Origin of the sequence: uncultured Eudoraea sp. (genome assembly GCF_947490415.1) — a bacterium.
Lineage (GTDB): Bacteria > Bacteroidota > Bacteroidia > Flavobacteriales > Flavobacteriaceae > Eudoraea.
Genome location: NZ_CANLGX010000001.1, coordinates 960,207 through 979,922, shown reverse-complemented (window position 1 = coordinate 979,922; position 19,716 = coordinate 960,207). Strand labels below are relative to the sequence as shown.

General features: G+C 37.8%; 19 protein-coding genes and 1 pseudogene. 18 read left to right on the top strand and 2 right to left on the bottom strand.

What is annotated here, in order from left to right; translation table 11 throughout:
• Window positions 1-21 precede the first annotated feature (21 nt).
• From hemA to Q0874_RS04310, 11 genes are all read left to right on the top strand, one after another.
• Complete coding sequence (gene hemA, locus Q0874_RS04360; protein ID WP_299159838.1) at window positions 22-1,278, top strand: glutamyl-tRNA reductase; 1,257 nt, start codon at window positions 22-24, stop codon at window positions 1,276-1,278.
• Complete coding sequence (hemC, locus tag Q0874_RS04355; RefSeq protein WP_299159836.1) at window positions 1,275-2,189, top strand: hydroxymethylbilane synthase; 915 nt, start codon at window positions 1,275-1,277, stop codon at window positions 2,187-2,189. The genes hemA and hemC overlap by 4 nt, the downstream gene beginning before the upstream one ends.
• Window positions 2,186-2,866: a uroporphyrinogen-III synthase gene (locus Q0874_RS04350; RefSeq protein ID WP_299159834.1), complete on the top strand. Its 681-nt coding sequence runs from the start codon at window positions 2,186-2,188 to the stop codon at window positions 2,864-2,866. The genes hemC and Q0874_RS04350 overlap by 4 nt, the downstream gene beginning before the upstream one ends.
• A 1-nt stretch (window position 2,867) precedes the next feature.
• A complete protein-coding gene (gene hemE / locus Q0874_RS04345) occupies window positions 2,868-3,896 on the top strand; it encodes a uroporphyrinogen decarboxylase (RefSeq protein ID WP_299159831.1) in 1,029 nt (342 codons plus the stop codon).
• Between the two features lie 61 nt (window positions 3,897-3,957).
• A complete protein-coding gene (locus tag Q0874_RS04340) occupies window positions 3,958-4,497 on the top strand; it encodes a GNAT family N-acetyltransferase (RefSeq protein WP_299159829.1) in 540 nt (179 codons plus the stop codon).
• Window positions 4,487-5,389, top strand: coding sequence for an oxygen-dependent coproporphyrinogen oxidase (gene hemF, locus Q0874_RS04335; protein WP_299159826.1), 903 nt, complete (start codon window positions 4,487-4,489; stop codon window positions 5,387-5,389). Before Q0874_RS04340 ends, hemF begins: the two co-directional genes overlap by 11 nt.
• A 39-nt stretch (window positions 5,390-5,428) precedes the next feature.
• Entirely contained in the window at window positions 5,429-6,217 is a 789-nt protein-coding gene (locus tag Q0874_RS04330) for a PhzF family phenazine biosynthesis protein (protein ID WP_299159823.1), read from the top strand.
• Between the two features lie 42 nt (window positions 6,218-6,259).
• Entirely contained in the window at window positions 6,260-7,249 is a 990-nt protein-coding gene (gene hemB / locus Q0874_RS04325) for a porphobilinogen synthase (protein WP_299159821.1), read from the top strand.
• Window positions 7,250-7,283: 34 nt separating this feature from the next.
• Complete coding sequence (locus tag Q0874_RS04320) at window positions 7,284-8,633, top strand: serine hydrolase (RefSeq protein ID WP_299159819.1); 1,350 nt, start codon at window positions 7,284-7,286, stop codon at window positions 8,631-8,633.
• Window positions 8,634-8,687: 54 nt separating this feature from the next.
• Window positions 8,688-9,791, top strand: coding sequence for a CNNM domain-containing protein (locus Q0874_RS04315; protein ID WP_299159816.1), 1,104 nt, complete (start codon window positions 8,688-8,690; stop codon window positions 9,789-9,791).
• A 2-nt stretch (window positions 9,792-9,793) separates the two neighbouring features.
• Window positions 9,794-10,267, top strand: coding sequence for a methylated-DNA--[protein]-cysteine S-methyltransferase (locus tag Q0874_RS04310; RefSeq protein ID WP_299159814.1), 474 nt, complete (start codon window positions 9,794-9,796; stop codon window positions 10,265-10,267).
• A 155-nt stretch (window positions 10,268-10,422) separates the two neighbouring features.
• On the opposite strand, the gene Q0874_RS04305 is transcribed toward Q0874_RS04310, so the two are convergent.
• Together Q0874_RS04305 and Q0874_RS04300 are read right to left on the bottom strand one after the other, a co-directional pair.
• Window positions 10,423-11,559 (bottom strand): hypothetical protein, encoded by a 1,137-nt coding sequence (locus Q0874_RS04305; RefSeq protein ID WP_299159811.1) that lies wholly within the window; start codon window positions 11,557-11,559, stop codon window positions 10,423-10,425.
• 123 nt (window positions 11,560-11,682) lie between these two features.
• A complete protein-coding gene (locus Q0874_RS04300; RefSeq protein ID WP_299159809.1) occupies window positions 11,683-11,886 on the bottom strand; it encodes a hypothetical protein in 204 nt (67 codons plus the stop codon).
• 253 nt (window positions 11,887-12,139) lie between these two features.
• Between Q0874_RS04300 and Q0874_RS04295 the strand changes: the two genes are divergently transcribed.
• The 7 genes and pseudogenes from Q0874_RS04295 to Q0874_RS04265 all read left to right on the top strand — a co-directional run bounded on the left by Q0874_RS04295 (window position 12,140) and on the right by Q0874_RS04265 (window position 19,602).
• Complete coding sequence (locus Q0874_RS04295; RefSeq protein ID WP_299159806.1) at window positions 12,140-12,853, top strand: 3'-5' exonuclease; 714 nt, start codon at window positions 12,140-12,142, stop codon at window positions 12,851-12,853.
• A 207-nt stretch (window positions 12,854-13,060) separates the two neighbouring features.
• Complete coding sequence (locus Q0874_RS04290) at window positions 13,061-14,479, top strand: S41 family peptidase (RefSeq protein WP_299159803.1); 1,419 nt, start codon at window positions 13,061-13,063, stop codon at window positions 14,477-14,479.
• A 400-nt stretch (window positions 14,480-14,879) separates the two neighbouring features.
• Entirely contained in the window at window positions 14,880-15,767 is an 888-nt protein-coding gene (locus Q0874_RS04285; RefSeq protein ID WP_299159800.1) for a hypothetical protein, read from the top strand.
• A gap of 244 nt (window positions 15,768-16,011) precedes the next feature.
• A pseudogene (locus tag Q0874_RS04280) lies at window positions 16,012-16,254 on the top strand (ribonuclease H-like domain-containing protein); the annotation flags it as partial.
• 162 nt (window positions 16,255-16,416) lie between these two features.
• Window positions 16,417-18,252, top strand: coding sequence for an FAD-dependent oxidoreductase (locus Q0874_RS04275; protein WP_299159797.1), 1,836 nt, complete (start codon window positions 16,417-16,419; stop codon window positions 18,250-18,252).
• A 39-nt stretch (window positions 18,253-18,291) separates the two neighbouring features.
• Complete coding sequence (locus tag Q0874_RS04270; protein ID WP_299159795.1) at window positions 18,292-18,810, top strand: flavodoxin domain-containing protein; 519 nt, start codon at window positions 18,292-18,294, stop codon at window positions 18,808-18,810.
• Between the two features lie 33 nt (window positions 18,811-18,843).
• The gene (locus Q0874_RS04265) at window positions 18,844-19,602 is read left to right on the top strand and encodes a flavodoxin family protein (RefSeq protein ID WP_299159792.1); all 759 of its coding nucleotides are present in this window, start codon (window positions 18,844-18,846) and stop codon (window positions 19,600-19,602) included.
• Window positions 19,603-19,716 lie beyond the last annotated feature (114 nt).

Below are 19,716 nucleotides of genomic sequence, written 5' to 3'. Positions count from 1 at the left end.
TGTGAGCTATATTGATAATGTATGAAGAGGTATCATATCTCCAAACACAATTCTTTTTATACCGTTGGGCTAAGCTATAAAAATGCAGACGCAGTATTAAGAGGAAAATTTAGCTTGGACCAGGACGCAACCGATGCGCTTTTAACGGAAGCTAAGGCAATAGGCGTTGATGGTCTTCTTATTACTTCTACGTGTAATCGGACAGAATTGCACGGCTTTGCGCAGCACCCCTTTCAGTTAATTAAATTGCTTTGTGATCATTCTCAGGGTACGGTTGAAGAATTTCAGGAAGTAGCTTATGTTTTAAAAAATTATGAGGCCATTAACCATTTGTTTCTCGTAGGCAGTGGATTAGACAGCCAGATCTTGGGCGATTTTGAAATAATCAGTCAATTAAAACGCAGCTTTTCCCGCTCCAAAAATCATGATCTTACAAATCACTTTTTGGAACGTCTTGTTAATTCGGTCATTCAGGCCAGTAAGCGAATTAAAAATGAAACGGAAATCTCAACAGGGGCCACCTCAGTGGCATTTGCCTCTGTTCAGTACATTCTAAAAAATGTTGCCAATATTGCAGAAAAGAATATTTTACTTTTTGGTACGGGCAAAATAGGTAGAAATACTTGTGAAAACCTTATCAAACATACAAATCACTCTCATATAACCCTTATTAACCGAACTAAGGATAAGGCCGAAAAAATTGCTGGAAAGTTTAATCTTGTTGTAAAGGATTATGGAGATTTGCAAACAGAAATCCGTAAGGCAGATGTCCTGATCGTGGCTACCGGAGCTAATTCCCCAACGATCACCAAAGAACTTATCTATACTAACAAACCACTTTTGATCTTAGATTTATCAATTCCTAAAAATGTGGCAGATAATGTATTGGAATTAAAAGATGTTTCTGTTTTACACCTGGATCATCTATCGCAAATAACAGATGAAACCCTTGAACGCAGAAAACAATATATTCCTCAAGCAGAATCCATTATAGATGAAGTGAAATTAGATTTTAGCCAGTGGCTGGAAACCAGAAAATTTGCTCCGGTTATAAAAGCCCTTAAAAAGAAACTAAAATCAATGAAAGAAGAAGAACTGGATTTTCAGTCTAAAAAACTCACTGATTTCAATTCAGAACACGCAGATATCATATCGGAAAGAATCATTCAGAAGATAACTAAACAGTTCGCCAACCATTTGAAGGAATCTGAGAATGATGCTGATGATAGTTTGCAACTTATACAAAAGGTCTTTCAACTAGAATTAAACTCCCAATGAATAAGGTCATTCGTATTGGCACCCGCGATAGTGAACTTGCACTATGGCAGGCAAATGACGTAAAGAAAAAACTTGACAAGCTGGGGTATTCCACGCAATTAATCCCAGTAAAATCTGATGGGGATCTGGAATTAGATCAACCACTTTATACCATGGGGATTACAGGAATTTTTACAAAAACTTTGGATGTGGCAATGCTTACAGATAAAATTGATATTGCTGTACATTCAATGAAAGATGTACCCACCATTTTACCAAAAGGCATTGTGCAGGCAGCTGTTATGAAACGCGCAAACCATAAGGATATATTGGTGCATAAAGGTCTGGATTTTCTAAATACCGAAGGAATTATTGCTACGGGCAGTTTAAGAAGAAAAGCACAATGGTTACAGCGTTACCCTCTTCATGAGGTAGTTGATTTAAGAGGAAATGTAAACACCCGATTAAAAAAACTGGAAGATAATTCATGGGATGCAGCAATTTTTGCAGCTGCTGGCCTTGAACGTTTAAATAAACTTCCGGAAAACCATACCGTACTACAATGGATGGTGCCAGCACCCGCTCAAGGTGTTATGATGATTGCAGCCAAAAAGGAAGATCAGTATTGTCTTGAGGCACTTACCTCTTTAAACCATGAAACCACAGAAATCTGTACACAGGTTGAACGGGAGTTTTTAAAGGAATTAGAAGGCGGCTGCACAGCACCAATAGGAGCTTTAGCTACTATTGAAAACGATTTTTTACATTTTAAAGGTATATTACTATCTCTTGATGGGCAACGAACAGCAAGCATTGATAAAAAAATCAGACTGGCAGATGCAAAAGATTTTGGTAAAGCCTGCGCGCAAGAGGTCTTATTTAATGGAGGGAAGGAATTGATGCGAGAAATAAAAATCCAAATGAACCAATGAAAAATGTCCTCTCCACTAAACTCCTCACGCCCGGGCAAAAAACGATTCTAAATGATGCTGGTATTAATTTTCAGGAATACGAAGCCATAAATATCCATTACCAAGAATTTCAGTTAACCACCGATTTTGATTATTTTATTTTTACCAGTCAGAACGCGGTTAGGGCATTTATAAACCATAATTCTAATTTTCATACAAAAAAGGAATTGGGAAAGGAGTGTTTTTGTGTAGGGGGAAAAACTAAATTACTTTTAGAACAAAATGGCCATAAAGTTGTAAAAATGGCCCATAATGGAGCCGAATTAGGTAGTTTTATTGTAAAAAACCATAAAAAAGCATCATTTTTATTCTTTTGTGGAAATAGAAGAAATGATGATTTACCCAATATTTTGACGAAACATAAGGTTCATTTCAAGGAAATTGTAGTATACAAAACAGAATTAAAACCTCAGCATTTTTCAGAACACTTTGATGGCATATTGTTTTTTAGTCCCAGCGGAGTAAAGAGTTTTACTATGTCAAATGAGGTGGGTAATAGTACGGTATTCTGTATAGGCGATACGACGGCCCGGGAGGCTGCCCTATTTACGGGTTCCATAATTGTGGCAGATACCCCAGTTGTAGAAAATCTGTTGAAAAAGGTCACATTGCATTATAATTTGAGCATTAAGAAATAAAATGAGTATAAAAAACGATTTATTTTTAAGAGCATTACAAGGTGAAACTGTTGAGCGCCCACCTGTATGGATGATGAGGCAGGCTGGCAGATACCTGCCCGAATTTATGAAGATTAGGGAAAAATATGATTTCTTCACCAGATGTCAGACCCCGGAATTAGCTTCCGAAATTACGGTACAACCTATAAGGCGTTTTGGAATGGACGCTGCCATACTTTTTAGTGATATTCTTGTTATACCACAAGCTATGCAAATAGAAGTACAAATGAAACCCGATTTTGGCCCCTATTTGCCTAATCCTATTCGCTCTCAAAAAGATGTAGACCGGGTTTTAGTACCCGATGTTAATGAAGAACTAGATTATGTAATGCAGGCCATTGCCGCAACCAAAGAGAAATTACAGGATGAGATCCCTTTAATTGGTTTTGCAGGTTCTCCATGGACGATTCTCTGCTATTGCGTACAGGGGCAAGGCAGTAAAACCTTTGATAAGGCCAAGGAATTCTGTTTTACACAACCGATAGCTGCTCATAACCTATTGCAGAAAATTACTGATACCACTATCTCATATTTGAGAGCCAAAGTAAAAGCAGGTGTAAATGCAGTTCAGGTGTTCGATTCATGGGGTGGCATGCTTTCACCCAATGATTATAAAGAATTCTCGTGGAATTATATCCAGCAAATTATAGATGCCCTTAAGGAGGAAACAGAGGTAATTATCTTTGGTAAAGGTTGTTGGTTTGCCTTAGGCGATATGGCAAAATCCGGGGCCGCTGCGCTTGGAGTGGATTGGACTTGTTCTGCCAGAAATGCCAGATATTTGACAGGAGGGAAAATAACGCTCCAGGGGAATTTTGACCCTGCTCGCTTATTGTCTCCCCCGGAAGTCATTAAAAAAATGGTCACCCAAATGATTAATGAATTTGGAAAGGATCAATATATCGTTAATCTTGGCCATGGGATTCTGCCCAACGTCCCTGTGGAAAATGCAAAAGCATTTATAGATGCGGTAAAAGAGTATAAGCCTTAAGGTAAAAGGGGTTTTATATTACTTGAGGCCCTTTCTTTATCTCAGTATAATCAAGTGATTGATGACAGAAAGTCATATTAATAGTTTATTTGCTTTAGAGCCATTAACAACGGTGGATACTCCCGCTCTACATGCTTTTTTAGCTTTAAACAAAGAAGAATTTCATCGCTTTTTCCCAATTACCTTAGTGCAAAATGAGACTATTGAGACCTCTGAAAACTTCATACTAAATAAAAGTGAACAGATAAAATTAAGAACAGAATTTACTTTTGCCCTCAAAACAAATAAAACGGTGGTTGGCCTGGTCATCTTAAAAAATTTGAATTGGGAACTCAGGCGGGGTGAGATAGCATATTGTATTGATAAAGACTTTCAAGGTAGAGGTTGGATTACGCAAGCTGTAAAGGATACCAGTGTTTTTGCATTTAATGATCTCGCCTTAAAAACCCTGGAAATTATTGTACACGAGCAAAATAAAGCAAGTGTTAGAGTAGCAGAAAAATGCGGATATGAATGGAAAAAAACATTGTTAAAAGCCCATACACCTCCTAAGGAAGAACCACTTGATATGGAATTATATGAAAGATCATATGAAAAATAAATTCTACAGTTACATTAAAGAACTTCAGGACACAATTACTTCCAAATTAGAAGAAATAGATGGTTCCGCTAAATTTCGTGAAGATATTTGGAAACGTCCGGAAGGTGGTGGTGGCAGGACCAGAGTAATTGAAGATGGTTCAGTTTTTGAAAAGGGTGGCGTAAACATATCTGCTGTTCATGGTGCACTCCCAAAAAGTATGCAAACCTATTTTGGTGTAAAGGATGCGGATTTTTATGCTTGCGGTCTAAGTCTGGTACTCCATCCCGAAAATCCAATGGTCCCAACCGTCCACGCCAATTGGCGTTATTTTGAAATGTATGATAAAAAAGGTGCCTTGGTAGATCAATGGTTTGGAGGAGGCCTCGATCTTACACCATATTATTTATTTGAGGAAGATGTTAAGCACTTTCATTCAGTATGCAAAGCATCTTGTGATGCGCATGATCCTGGTTTTTACAAAACCTATAAAAAGAAATGTGATGACTATTTCTGGAATAGTCATCGCGGGGAAGCCCGAGGAGTAGGTGGTTTATTTTTTGATTACTGTAAAGTTTCCGACAATATGAGTATAGCGGATTGGTATAACTTTGTCACCACGGTTGGCAATGGCTTTCTGGAAGCATATATACCGATTGTTCTAAAAAGAAAATCGCTCGCTTATAGCAACAAACAAAGGGATTGGCAAGAAATTCGCCGCGGTCGTTATGTTGAATTTAATCTGGTTCACGACAAGGGTACTCTTTTTGGATTAAAGACTAATGGGCGTATAGAAAGTATTCTTATGAGCTTACCCCCGCATGTTCAATGGAAGTATGACCATCATCCGGAACAAGGTAGTGAGGAGGACAGATTAATAAAAGTATTAGAAAATCCAAAATCATGGATTTGACATCTTTTAATTGTAATTTAGAAGCGAATACCGGTTAAAATGCTGCAAAAATTATTTCAAGTAGATGCCTTTACTGATCGGTTATATTCCGGAAACCCTGCTGCTGTTTGTATCCTGGAAAACTGGATAGAAGATGGCATAATGCAGAAAATTGCCATGGAAAATAATCTCGCAGAAACCGCTTTTGCTGTTAGAGATGGTTCTCAATATGTCATCCGATGGTTTACCCCTGAGCTGGAAGTAGATTTGTGTGGGCATGCAACCCTGGCAACTGCTTTCGTCTTATTTAACTATTATGATCTGAATGACTCTTATGTTGAATTTTTTTCACCCAAAAGCGGAAAGCTTCTGGTAGAAAAAGGTGAAAATGGCTTATTAATACTGGATTTCCCCACAGATGAAATACAATCCATAAAACCCATTCAAGCGCTTAACGAGGCAGTTGGCAAGAATCCGGTTCATACGCTAAAAGGAAAGACAGACTATCTTCTTATTTATAATACACAGAAAGACATTGAACAATTGAATCCAAATTTCTTTCTACTCAATCAACTGGATGCCCGAGGGGTAATTGTATCTGCCCCTGGAGACAGTGTAGATTTTGTATCGCGTTTTTTTGCTCCCCAATGTGGAGTCAATGAAGATCCTGTTACCGGTTCAGCCCATACCAGCCTAATACCCTATTGGTCTAAGGCTCTTGGTAAATCCACACTTGTAGCCAAACAATTATCTAAAAGAGGTGGTGATATTTATTGTGAATTTCAAAACAAACGGGTAAAAATTGCAGGGAGGGCAGTTCCATATTTAAAAGGTGAGATTATTATTTAGAATATATTCATTTCAGTTACCTTTAAACTTAAAATAAAGCCAATGTATCCACTTCGAAGAAACAGAAGATTACGAGCGAACAGTGCCATCAGGCATTTGGTTCGTGAAACAATTTTAACACCTAGTGATTTTTTAGTCCCGTTATTTGTTGTTGAAGGCCATGGAGTTAAGGAAGAAATTCCTTCAATGCCTAATTACTATAGATTGAGCCTCGATAACTTGGGTAAAGAGGTAAAAGAACTTTGGAGTATGGGTCTTTGTGCTGTTCTGCTTTTTGTCAAAGTCCCCGAATCACTAAAGGATAATAAAGGAACAGAAGCTCTCAATGAACATGGCTTAATGCAACGTGCAATTAATACAGTTAAAAGCGCTTGTCCTGATATGTTGGTTATGACAGATGTTGCACTTGACCCTTATTCGTCATATGGACATGATGGAATTGTGGCTAATGGTCAGATTCTTAATGACGAGACCAGTGAGATTTTGGCACAAATGAGTATTTCTCATGCTGAAGCAGGTGCAGACTTTGTAGCTCCCAGTGATATGATGGATGGCAGGATACAAATTATCAGAGAAGCTTTGGAGGATGAGGAATTAACCAATACAGGAATCATGTCTTATTGTGCCAAGTATGCAAGTGGCTTTTATGGTCCGTTTCGCGACGCTTTGGAATCAGCGCCTGTAAACAAGGCCAATGTACCAAAGGATAAGCAGACTTACCAGATGGATCCGGCTAATAGAATAGAGGCTATTAAAGAAGCCCATATGGATGTTGACGAGGGGGCTGATATTATTATGGTAAAACCGGGTATTTGTTATCTGGACATTGTAAGAGAAATAAAAAATGAAGTAGAAGTGCCTGTGGCAGTATACCAGGTTTCAGGAGAATATGCCATGCTGAAGGCTGCCGCAGAAAAAGGTTGGCTGGATCATGATTCAGTAATGATGGAGCAATTGATTTCGATAAAACGGGCAGGTGCAGATATCATTGCCAGCTATTTTGCAAAAGACGCAGTAAAATTAATGGGTTAGACTGCTTACTATCAATACTTTACCATACAGTTCTATGGGAAGATTTCTGTTATCAAATTATCGGTTTTATTTTTTAATACTATTTGGTATTTTATTTTTCACGTCCTACGCACAGGATAGTTCTAAAGAATATTCGACTTCAGACAATCAGCTCAGTAAAATTACCAGTGGGCCAATCCCTATAGATCGGATTTCAAAGGAAACAGACCATAAAGTTGATTCAATTATTACCAATGGCATAAAGAACCATGCTTTTCCCGGCGCCCAGGTTTTAGTTGCGAAAAAAGGTGATATCATTTTTCATAAAGCTTATGGTTTTTATACTTACGACAGTATCCAACCAGTAGCGCTGAATGCCATCTATGATCTTGCATCCGCAACAAAAATTACTGGCCCCCTGCTTGCTTTAATGAAGCTATATGATGAAAGAAAGCTTGATCTGGATGTGCCGTTTAGCAGGTATTGGAAACCCTGGAAACATGTAAAAAACAAAAATGAACTCACCCTGCGTGAAATACTTACGCATCAGGCAGGTTTAAAGCCTTATATCGTTTTTCTAAATGAAGTTCTGAAAAAAGGAAGAATAAGCCGAAGATATATCCATTCCGAACCTTCACCCAGGTTTGAAAATCAGGCTTATGAACATCTTTATGTGAAAAATAGATTTATTACAAAAATGTACAAGGAAATTGATCGATCGCAGGTGAGTGAAAATAAAACCTATCTCTATTCCGGACTGGCATTTTTAATATTCCCTAAGCTTATTTCTCGGCTTAGCGGGGTGTCTTATGAATATTATTTACAAAAACATTTCTATCTGCCAATGGGAGCCACGGCACTTGGATTTAAGCCCAAAACTAAGAAGTATCCTAATGCTATTGTTCCCACCGAAGTAGATTCAGTTTTCAGGAAAGACCTTGTAAAAGGTTGGGTTCATGATGAAAATGCCGCTCTCATGGGAGGAATTTCAGGGAATGCCGGCCTTTTTGGGACCGCAAGGGATCTGCATATAATAATGCAAATGTATCAGAATTACGGCATTTATGATGGTCAAAGGTATCTTTCGGAAGCTACCGTTAAAGAATTTACAAAAGTACAATACCCTGAAAATGATAACAGGCGTGGTCTTGGTTTTGACAAGCCCCTATTGAATAATAAAAACTTGTCTATTTCGGAAGCTTATCCAGCGATAGATGCGAGCATGGAAAGCTTTGGACATTCCGGTTTTACTGGAACCTTTATATGGGCCGACCCAATAAACCAATTGGTATTTATTTTCCTTTCAAATCGTGTTTACCCAACTCGCGGCAATAGAAATTTATATGAACTAAATATCCGGCCACAATTGCATCAGCTGTTTTATGAAGACCAAAGGGATAAATAATTAATGAAATTAGTAAATCATATTATTAGTATTTTAGTATTCTAATTAAACCAAATGGAATTACTTCTCTTTTATGCTTTTATCTCCATCTTTGTTTCTTTTTTATGTTCAATTTTAGAAGCTGTTCTATTAAGTATAACCCCAACTTTCATTAATTTAAAGAAAAAAGAAGGGAAAAAGTTTGCTTATACGCTGGAAGAATTAAAAAAGGATGTAGACCAACCGCTTATTGCCATCCTAACAATGAATACCATTGCACATACCGTTGGCGCCATACTTGTAGGAGTGCAAGCTAAAGTAGCCTATCAGGAAATATATGGTAGTAAAACCCATTCTTTATTTGGATTTACATTTACCGAAGAATTTATGGTAGGCGTAGTATCAACAATAATGACCATACTAATTCTTGTACTTTCAGAAATTATACCAAAAACGATAGGTGCAACTTATTGGAAAAAGCTTGCCAATTTGACTGCAAAGTCCCTAAAAATAATGGTGTTGGCCTTAAAATGGACAGGCCTACTTTGGGTGCTTCAGTTATTTACACGACTTATTGGTAAAAAAGAAATACATGGAAGTGTCCTGAGCAGGGAAGATTTTACTACAATGGCCGATATAGCTCATGAAGAAGGTGTTTTTCAGGAATCTGAATCAAAGGTGATTAAAAATCTTTTGAAATTTGATGAAATTTGTGCGAAGGATATCATGACGCCCCGGGCTGTGATGAAAATAGCCAAGGAATCCATGTCCATTAAAGAATTCTTTGAGAAAAATCCAAAACTAAGGTTCTCGAGGATTCCCATTTATGGCGAGAGTGTAGACATAATTACCGGTTATGTTTTAAAAGATAATGTTTTGGAAGAAATTATAAATGAAAATGGAGATATTCCTTTATCAGCAATTAAAAGGGATTTGTTAGTTACGAAAAGGAATACCCCTATTCCGCAACTATTTGAGACTTTGATTGCGAAAAGGGAGCATATTGCGCTCGTTGTTGACGAATATGGATCCGTTAGTGGCCTGGTTTCCATGGAAGATGTCATCGAAACCTTATTAGGGCTGGAAATAATGGATGAAAGCGATAATGTTGAGGATTTGCAGCTACTCGCAAGGAAAAAGTGGGAAGACAGAGCTAAAAAAACGGGTATAATTGAATAAAAATGGCTACTGCATATATTAATACCCCTTTGGGGAGCGCAAAACTGGAAGGAGATGAAAATGGGCTTAGCTCTGTTACCGTGCTCGAGAGGGATGAACCCGAAAGTAAAATAATCCCGGAAGTTCTGGTGGATGCGGCATATCAATTACGGGAATACTTTGAAGGTGAACGACAGAATTTTGACCTTTTGATAAATCCGGAAGGTACCGAATTTCAAAAAAAGGTTTGGAATTCATTATTGGAAATACCTTACGGAAAAACTATGTCTTATTTAAAACTTTCCATGAAACTGGGGGATGTAAAAGCTATTCGTGCAGTTGCTTCAGCTAATGGAAAAAACCCTTTATGGATAATTATCCCCTGCCACCGGGTAATTGGATCTGATGGCTCATTAACAGGGTATGCCGGTGGATTGCACCGTAAAAAATGGCTGTTAAACCACGAGAGTCCCTCCAGGCAACAAACCCTGTTCTAAACCTTCAGACCAACTGGTTTGTATAAGTGTAATTCCGAAGACGAAATTGGTACTAAATAGGATTTTTGTCGTTGATTTTATACTTATTATCCACTTAAATATAAGAAGGGCTAATTATAGTGATTATAAAACAAACCAGTTAGTTGGTTCCCTTTCTAATTATCAATAAAACGAGTTGGCGCAAATTTCAAATTTGTATTCTTTAATAATCTGCCTTCTTCGGAAATAATAATTATTCCGCCCTCCAGAGTTTCTGCATCTACCAATTTGGCATAACCCATTAGAAATGTATTGCTTTTCTGATTATAGTCAAAAGCTGTTAGCTCAATATCCAGTCCAACCTCATCCTGTACTTGTTGTACAATGGAGAGCATATCGATAATTCTATTTTCTTTTGTAATAAAATCATAAGTCGCCGGGCCAAAAGGGACATTTGAGGGCTGAGCATAAAGATTGAGATAATACAGTTTCTCATTAACTAAACTGGCCTCAGACTCAATAGGTCCTGCAAAGAAATACCTGTTTATTGAGAAGAGGTCCTCCTGTATTACTTCCAGGGTCCGTAAATCATAAAGAGTAAGTTCATATTCAGACGCCGAATTCCCACTTAGAATAACCATATCCCCATCTTTATTGATCAAAATGCTGGGGACCGATTTTCCAAAATCAAAAGTTCTTATTATAGTATTACTGTCTGTATCCAAGACAGAAAGTTTATAGTCGGATTGCTGATCCAGATAAGTAATTAACAGTCGGCCTGAATAATATAAGGGTTCAAATACATCATTTACGTTATATTCCACTATTAAATCTATCTCCTGACCGGTAGCTAGATCTATAGTCCTAATTCCATAATTTGTCGACCCTTCAGGGCTGAAAAACCCTAGAAAAAGCTTATTTTCTGAATTAGTCCCCCAGGTAACTGATCGTTCATTAGATATGGTATAAAATTCATTTAGAAAAGTGCTCTCCCCGGTTACATAATTTCTTTGCACAGCGGAAAAACTGCCTGCTGCAAAACTGAAAAAAGTAAGAACTTCAGATACCTGTCTCAAAGTAAGGTACTCTCTGTTTATATTGCTTTCTGTCGTTAAATTGAATAAGTCTCCCTCATCAAGAGTTCCATCATAATTAAACTGAAAAACACTTTGAAAATTCTGTCCTATTACCGTATAATTGGGCAATTGATCTTCAGAAACCATATTAGTTTGGTCGTCGTCATTGGTACAACCCGGAAAAAGTGTGACAATAATAGAGAGGTAGAGAACCCACGGGAGCCTATAAAATTTCATGCAGCTTTTTTGTTTAAAGATACATAATATCTAGTAGGAGGGGATTGATAATAATAGCAAGTTATCTGTTTGCGGTTAAAATTGGCGATCAAATTAATAGCCAAAAGGATATTTGCCTTGCTATTAAAATAAATAGTTGGACATTGTGTTATCTGCTTTGATATCTTGAGAAGCATCTAAAACATTCTCTTCTCCCGGCCTAATGATATCCAAATCTCCTTCATTATCTGAATCGTCATTAGTACAGGAAACAAAAAAACAAAGGGAAAATACAAAAGCCAGTAAAAGCAGATTTTTAGTCACATTTATATAGAATTTCGGTTTCATATCAACAATAATTTGTAAGACAATTAAGAAATACTAAAACGTTTTTAATCAGTTTTTATTGAATGTTGCTATTGTAATTCGATTAACTGCAACCTTTTTTCAATAACCACCCCTATCTTGGATTTAACTACTAAGCAAGGAGTACGGATTCTGAATATTGTTATTATCTTTAGTTGAATTGACCAAAAGATCAATATCTTAAGATAAGGGTAAATTCAATTTGAAAATGAAGTGTATTTAATGGTTATTTGGGATGATACAGAAACTAAATCTTGAACATATCCTTTTTTTAGACATCGAAACTGTTCCTGAAGTAGCCGAATATGCTCAATTAAATGATTATAAGAAGGAGTTATGGGAACATAAATCACAGTATCAACGCAAAGAAGAGTTTACTGCTGAAGAATTTTATGAACGGGCAGGGATCTGGGCAGAATTTGGTAAAATAATATGTATCTCCGTAGGGTATTTTTCAATTAAAGATGGTGTTCGCAATTTCAGGGTTACGACATTTCAGGGTGATGAAGAAAAAATACTAAAAGACTTTAAAAAATTACTTAACGAACATTTTAGCCGCCCAAAAAACCTCCTTTGTGCACATAATGGTAAGGAATTTGATTTTCCATATATAGCGCGCAGATTAATTATTAAAGGAATGTCACTCCCGTATAAATTAGACCTTTTTGGCAAAAAACCCTGGGAAGTACCTCATTTAGATACTATGGAGCTCTGGAAATTTGGAGATTTCAAGCATTACACCTCCTTAAAACTTATGGCCAATGTGCTGGGTATTCCTTCACCCAAAGAAGATATAGATGGTAGTATGGTCAGAGCTGTTTATTATGAAGAAGGTGATTTGGATCGCATTGTAGCTTATTGTGAATTAGATGTTATCACTTTAGCACAAGTCTTTCTCCGGCTTCGTAATGATGAATTATTGACGGAAGACCAAATCTTTCATATTTAGATTGATGCTTCCATATAATCTAGTTTTTTAATGGGGTGTAACATTTATGCATAAATGTTATCTATTTAATGTAGCCTTCATATGTAACCCTAACTAAATTATGCCGTATCAAACCATCCAGGCATGGTCAAAATTAGGGATTCGAAAATTGATTTATTGAAGGCAATTATCCTGATAAAAAAGTACCTAATAGTCTAAATATCAAAAATGAAAAATATAATCCTTCTGATCATTTTTCTCACACTATACTCCTGTGATTTCGGATTATCCGGCAAAAAGGAAGATAAAATCAATGCTGATTTTACAGCAGTGGCAGATAGTATATCATTACTGATGTCTGCATACCATTACAACCCTGCAGAGCTCGCTACAGATAAATATCTCGTATTGGAAAAAAAGGTCCGCGTTCTTGCAAATATGGTCCAAACAAAGCAAGAATTTATCAATGGGTTTAATGAGCTTTGGAAAGATGGCCCATTTTCTCATGTTACACTTGGCATTTCAGAAAGGCGCGCAGAGGAAATGGCAGAATTTGTAGATACATTACGTGTAGGGGATTATAGTGTTTCACTGGAATGGGTTGAAGAAACTGCAATACTCACGGTGACAACGATGACCGGTCTTGACACAAAAGAACGCGTATTTAGGGCATACCGCGAGATAGCCGACAATAAAACCAAAGCTCTTATTATAGATGTTCGCAACAATGGTGGGGGTACGTTTGCAGGTGTTCCACTTATTGGTCATGTTTTAACTGATTCTATTGATGCTGGTATATTTGTTTCACAGAAATGGTGGAAAAATAATACGAAAGCCCCCAATCTAGCCGATATTCAATTGTTAACTCCCTGGCAAGGATGGTCGCTGAAATCCTTTTGGCATGATGTACAGGAGAAGCCGCTTACTCGAGTAAAGTTTGGACCAATGCATCCACACTTTGACGGACCGGTATACGTATTGACAAGTAATAATTCGGCCAGTGCCGCAGAGTTTACCGTGGATGCGCTGGCTCAAGAAGAAAATGTAACAATTATAGGTGAGACCACGGCAGGCGAAATGTTATCACAAAAAATGTATGATTTGCCACTTGGCTTTCAATTATCCCTGCCCATAGCAGAATATTATTCAAACCGAATTGGAAGAATTGAAGGAAAAGGCGTAGAGCCTGATATAGCTGTTGATCAGCGTGTGGCAATGGATTTGGCTGTTTCATTGATCAACGGAGAGAGCAGTGAGGAAGCTTTGGCCATGGTACAATTGGAGCTAGATAAAATGAATGAGCAACCCTTCGGAGGGGAAAAGATTTATCTGTTTGGCAACATGAATGATTGGGGTAAAAAGCGGAATATCACTCCTCAGTTTGAGTATAAAGGGAACGGGATTTTCGAAGTGTCATCTACTTTAGAGGCTGGCAGTTATGAGTTTAAAATAGCTCCTATGAACTGGTCCTTTGATTATGGCGCACATCCCAATCAGGAAAAAACGATTATTGGGAAGAAAAAAGATTTAGCAAGAGTGCCCGGAAGCAATAATTTGATTATCAAAATCGAAAATAAAGCCAAGATCACATTTGAACTGAATGTAGCCGATGAAATGGCCGGTAAACTATACGTTTATCAGGACTGAGGTACAGTGAACATATTGGACAGTTAAACATTTATGTTTTTAGTTATTAAAAGACTGTTCTTTTGAAATTTGGGACTTTAACGCTTAATCTTATGACCAGCATTCTTGGCACACCTTCCTCACAGGAAGATATAGATAGAGCATGATTCGGCAAGTGTATTATGAAGAAAAAGACCTGAAACGCATCATCCATTATTTTAAAAGGGATGTGATCACTGTAACAAAAGTCTTTCTCAGTCTTCTTAATGACGAGCTATTAACTGAAGAACAACTCTTTCATATTTAGAATTATGTTTCCGCCAAACGTGAGATCTAGGCCTCATAAAGATTAGTAAAGATATATAGTTATTACCTATATCCCATTGTTACCTGCAATTGATAAAATGTAAACGTTTAAGAAATGATCGTAGTTCAATTTTTTTTTATACTCCTTTTAGTCGGGCCTATATTATGGGGGTGGCGTAATTGGGTTAAATACAGAGGGACTTCTACCCCCAAGTATATAGCCAATTATCCTACCATGATTAATTCTGCAGTATTATATGCTTTAGCATTCAATTTAATCTTCTTTCTGCAAGAATTATTTCTTGTTCTAGGGAAAAAGGCACTTGGTTTAAAGGCATTTCTATATCATAACAATCATAACTGGGTAGGAGAACATCCGATAGCTTTATTGATGCAAGGTTCTGGAGCCCTGGCAATTTTCTTGATTGGATTACTCTGTTTGATAATTTTCCGATTCATTCTATACTCCAAAAGCATTTGGAAACTATTCGTCCTGTGGTTAGCTTTTCATGGACTAATTCAATCAATTCCTCAAGTGATGGTTACATACTTTGACCCAGGTACTGATGTTGGTGAAGCACTTGTGGGATATTTAAATCTTGGTCAACCCTTTCTCTTAATTTTGGCAATAACGAGTGCGACTGCTACGGCCATGATTAGTATTTGGTTTAGCAGGCAACTTTTGAAATTTGCTTCTAACGATGTCGATTTGAGCAATCCTAAATTAAAGTTTAGATATATTCGGTTTATAGCCGTAGGAGCTGCTTTTATAGGCAGCATACTTGTTGTTCCGTTCAGGATTCCTCCAATTGGACAGGCCATTACTCCCTTTATTATTTTCGTTTTTTCAATTCCCTGGGTATGGGCTTCAGCAGCAGTGAGCAAACCTAACATTCGTACTTCGAACAGAATAAATGAAAAAATATTTTGGAGTCCCATAATATTGCTTGTACTTCTTTTAATTTTCTTTAGACTGGTTTTAGCTCCCGGGCTGGAATTTTAATAAATCCTGCCGGCAAAAAATAGGGTCATTTGGAGGATATTGCTAAAATGAAAATTAGAACAATTAATAGGGAAGCCGTTTGATGCAGGTACTTCTAATACCAATTGCCTTATATTGAAGCCGTTAGCTTTTATTACACCAAAACATATTTTTTACCGGTTTTAATACTGTTTGACTCCATCAATTTGTCCTTCCCCAAATCAACTTCCATTGAAACAGTATTATTTTTAGATATTAAAAAACCGATCTCTGGAAATTTGGAGATTTCAAGCATTATACCTCCCTAAAACTAATGGCACATGTGCTGGGTATCCCCTCCCCTAAAAAAGATATTGATGGGAGCATGGTCGGGGAGGTTTATTATCAAGAGAACGACCTGGAGCGGATCGTTCAATATTGCGAAAGGGATGTAGTCACTGTAGTGCAGATCATTTTGCGACTGCGAAATGAGCAGTTATTGACGGACTTTCAATTCGTCCTTATTTAGGTATACTTTTCTGTTTTCTGACCTTCTTCCTTTCCTTGCATTGCAGTCCTTCTTTCTTAAATAAGGCCTGTAACATGACCATGGTCATTGCTAAACAGGCGCTAGTTTGATAATTTCGAACGCTAATTCTTTAATAGTCAAACGGATAAATAATTTTTATTTATGAAATATAATACCATCATCATAGGTGGTGGTCTGTCGGGTTTAACCGCGGGAGCTACCCTATCCAAATTTGGAAAAAAGGTACTGTTACTGGAGCAACACCATAAACCAGGAGGATGCGCATCCACTTTTAAACGAGGGGATTTTATTATAGAAGTTGGCCTGCATGAAATGAGTGGACTGGCAGAAAACGGCACTCTAAGGAGGATTTTCAAAATGCTGGAGGTAGAAGATAACGTTCAATTAGAACAAGTTCCCGAGTTCTATGGTATATTATCGGACAAGGAAGATTTTGTATTTCCCCATGGTTTTGAAGCGGCTACCAAGGCGCTGATCAACAAATATCCTGAAGAGGAAAAGGGCATTAAAAAGTTCATGAAGATGTTAGCAGGAATCAGGAAGGAAGCGATGAACTTACCGCGATCTCCTTTAAAACGTAAGCTGATCTATCCGCTAATGCCTTTGCTCTACCCCAACCTGATAACCGCAACACGCCATACAGTTGGGTCTTGGCTGGATAAATACATAAATAGTGAAGAGCTAAAACTCGATCTTACAGCACATATTGCATATTGGGGCGATGACCCTTACACCTTGTCCATGTTCTATTTTGGATTGCCTTTTGCCGGCTTTATTGAAAGTGGAGGTTATTTTATAAAGGGAGGTTCACAAAAGCTTTCTGATCATCTGGCCTCATATATTGAAAAACAAGGAGGCACAGTGCTATTGGGCAAAAGGGTTGAAAAAATTGTTACCCAAAATGGTAAGGCCACGGGAGTCACATTTCACGATAGTTTTAACAAAAACGAAGAATCCGTAACGGTTAGCTGTGACAATGTAGTGGCCAATGCGGCCATTCCCACGGTACCCGATTTACTCGATGAGCCTTATGCAAGCTCACTTAAGCGTATGATCGGTTCGCATCCGGACTCTACCTCCCTGTTGTGCATGTATTTTGGTTTCAATCAAAACCTAGATCAATTTGGTGTTAAATACTATTCAAATTTTATACAAGGGGAAGATGTACGAAGTCTAAAAGATGTGCATCCTAATCAACTAGGTGATTGGAAAAAACGCAGCTTCATCTTTGTAGATTATGAGAAAGTCGATGCCGGACTGGCACCACCGGAAAAAGCTGCTGGTGTGATCTGTGCTGTTGACTATCTAAAATTTTGGGAACACCTCAGTGATGAAGCGTATAAAGCCAAAAAAGAAGAAGTGGCCCAGATCTTATTGCAGCGATTAGAAAAGCAATTCCCGGGAATTCGAGAAAGCATAGAATATTACGAAATCTCCACCCCTAAGACCATCAAGCGATATACTGCTAATCCTAGTGGAGCAGTATACGGTTTTGCCCAAACCTTGGAATTAACAGCTTCTAAACGATTCAGAAATAACTTTCTAATACCCAACCTGTATTTCGCATCAGCATGGGCATTTCCGGGCGGTGGTTTTGAAGGCAGCATAACTGGAGGTTTTCTAGCAGCATTGCAAATGAACAAAGACAAGATCTGGTCAGATACTGACACAGAAAAATACAGTGATAATCGTATTGTGAAGCTCAAATCATCGAAAAAAGTTGATGAAAATACAGTTGAATTGACTTTTGAAAAGCCAGAAGAATTTAAGAATGAAAAGGGGCAATATGCTATCCTCAATCTTAAAAACCCTGAGATAACCGAATTGGATCTGCCGTATCGTTGGCTTCCTATGGCCTCGAATGGAGAGGACAATCACTTAAGGTTTCACATTAAACAGGATGGTAGCAGCTTCTCTAAAAGTTGTGAATTGATAGACATAGGCGATGAGGCAGTTGTATTTGGACCAATGGGTTAGCTAGATCTTGTTATCCACTTAACCAAAAAATACGACCTTATGAACGGAGCAATTTTTTTCTCAGGAAAGTACGGCAGTACTCTGCAATATGCCAAATGGATCGGGGAAGCAACAGGGTTTCCCGTATTTGATATCAATGATCCCAAAGCTGATCCTTCGAAGTACGACTACCTTATATTAGGCAGTTCAATTCTCTATTTTCGGCTGACTATCCGAAAATGGTTAAGCGCAAATTTATCCAAGCTTGAGGGAAGGTCAAAAATCTTGTTTTCCGTATCCGGCGCCGGGCCGAGTGCTAAACTCAACCGATGGGTTGCCAAATCTCTTCCTTCTGGATTAGCATCACAAATGGAGCATGTGGCCCTTGGAGGCAGGTTAGACCATTCTAAAGTAAGCTGGTGGGTTCGGATGATGCTGTGGATGGGCTCCCTTTTTAATCCTGATGCTGAAGCCCGTAAAGATGAACGCTATGGGTTTGATTATGTTGACAAGGATAGTATTGAACCCATTTTAAGATTGGTCGGGCAATTCAAAAAGCTTGAAGTACTTGTAGAGTAATGGCTGAAATCTCCTATAGATAATACTATAAAGATGGATGAAAGATTAAAAATACTAGCAATCTGCGGAAGCCCACACAAAGGAAATACCTATGAGCTACTTAGCATGCTCGAAAAAAGTAATCCTGAAATAGATTTCAAGATTCTCATGCTTGCTGAACTTAATCTTGAGGACTGTGTGGGTTGTTATTCATGTATCAATAATGGCGAAGTGAGTTGTCCCCTCCAGGATGACCGAGATCTGATTATTGAAGAAATGAAAAATGCTGATGGGACCATCTTTGCATCTCCTACCTATGCCAGAACCATCAGTGCATTAATGAAAAAATTTGTAGAGCGAACAAGCTTTATGGCTCATAGACCCATCTACTTTGGAAAATATGCCATGACCCTGGCCACCTGTGCTGGGTTTGGTGCGGATCTTACCTGTAAGTATATGACCGAAAACTTCACTCAATATGGATTCAACTTTGTATCCTCTGTGGAATTAATGGTAGCCCGAAAAACGGAAAATGAAACCAATCATAATCGAACTCAGGCAACCAAAGCATATCAAAAACTGATTCGTGCAATTCGTTCTAAGGAGCATGTCGAACCTTGTTTAAACCAGTTGGTATATTTCAACATCTTCAAATCCATTTCTGAATGGAATAAATTGAAGGGATGGGCAGATTATGAGTTTTACCAGGACAAGAAAGACTTCTATTACAAGGTTAAAATTCCCTTTTTGAAGAATAAAATAGCCAAGTGGATTTCGGGAAGAGTAATTAAGAAGATGATGGTAAATAGATAACGTTTTTGACCGAATACCAAATTGTTTATGTTTAGAAATATGCAGACTACCAACCTGTGATTCGATTATCACAAAAAAGTCTTATTAGTGCGGTGTCAGTATTTAATAGATATA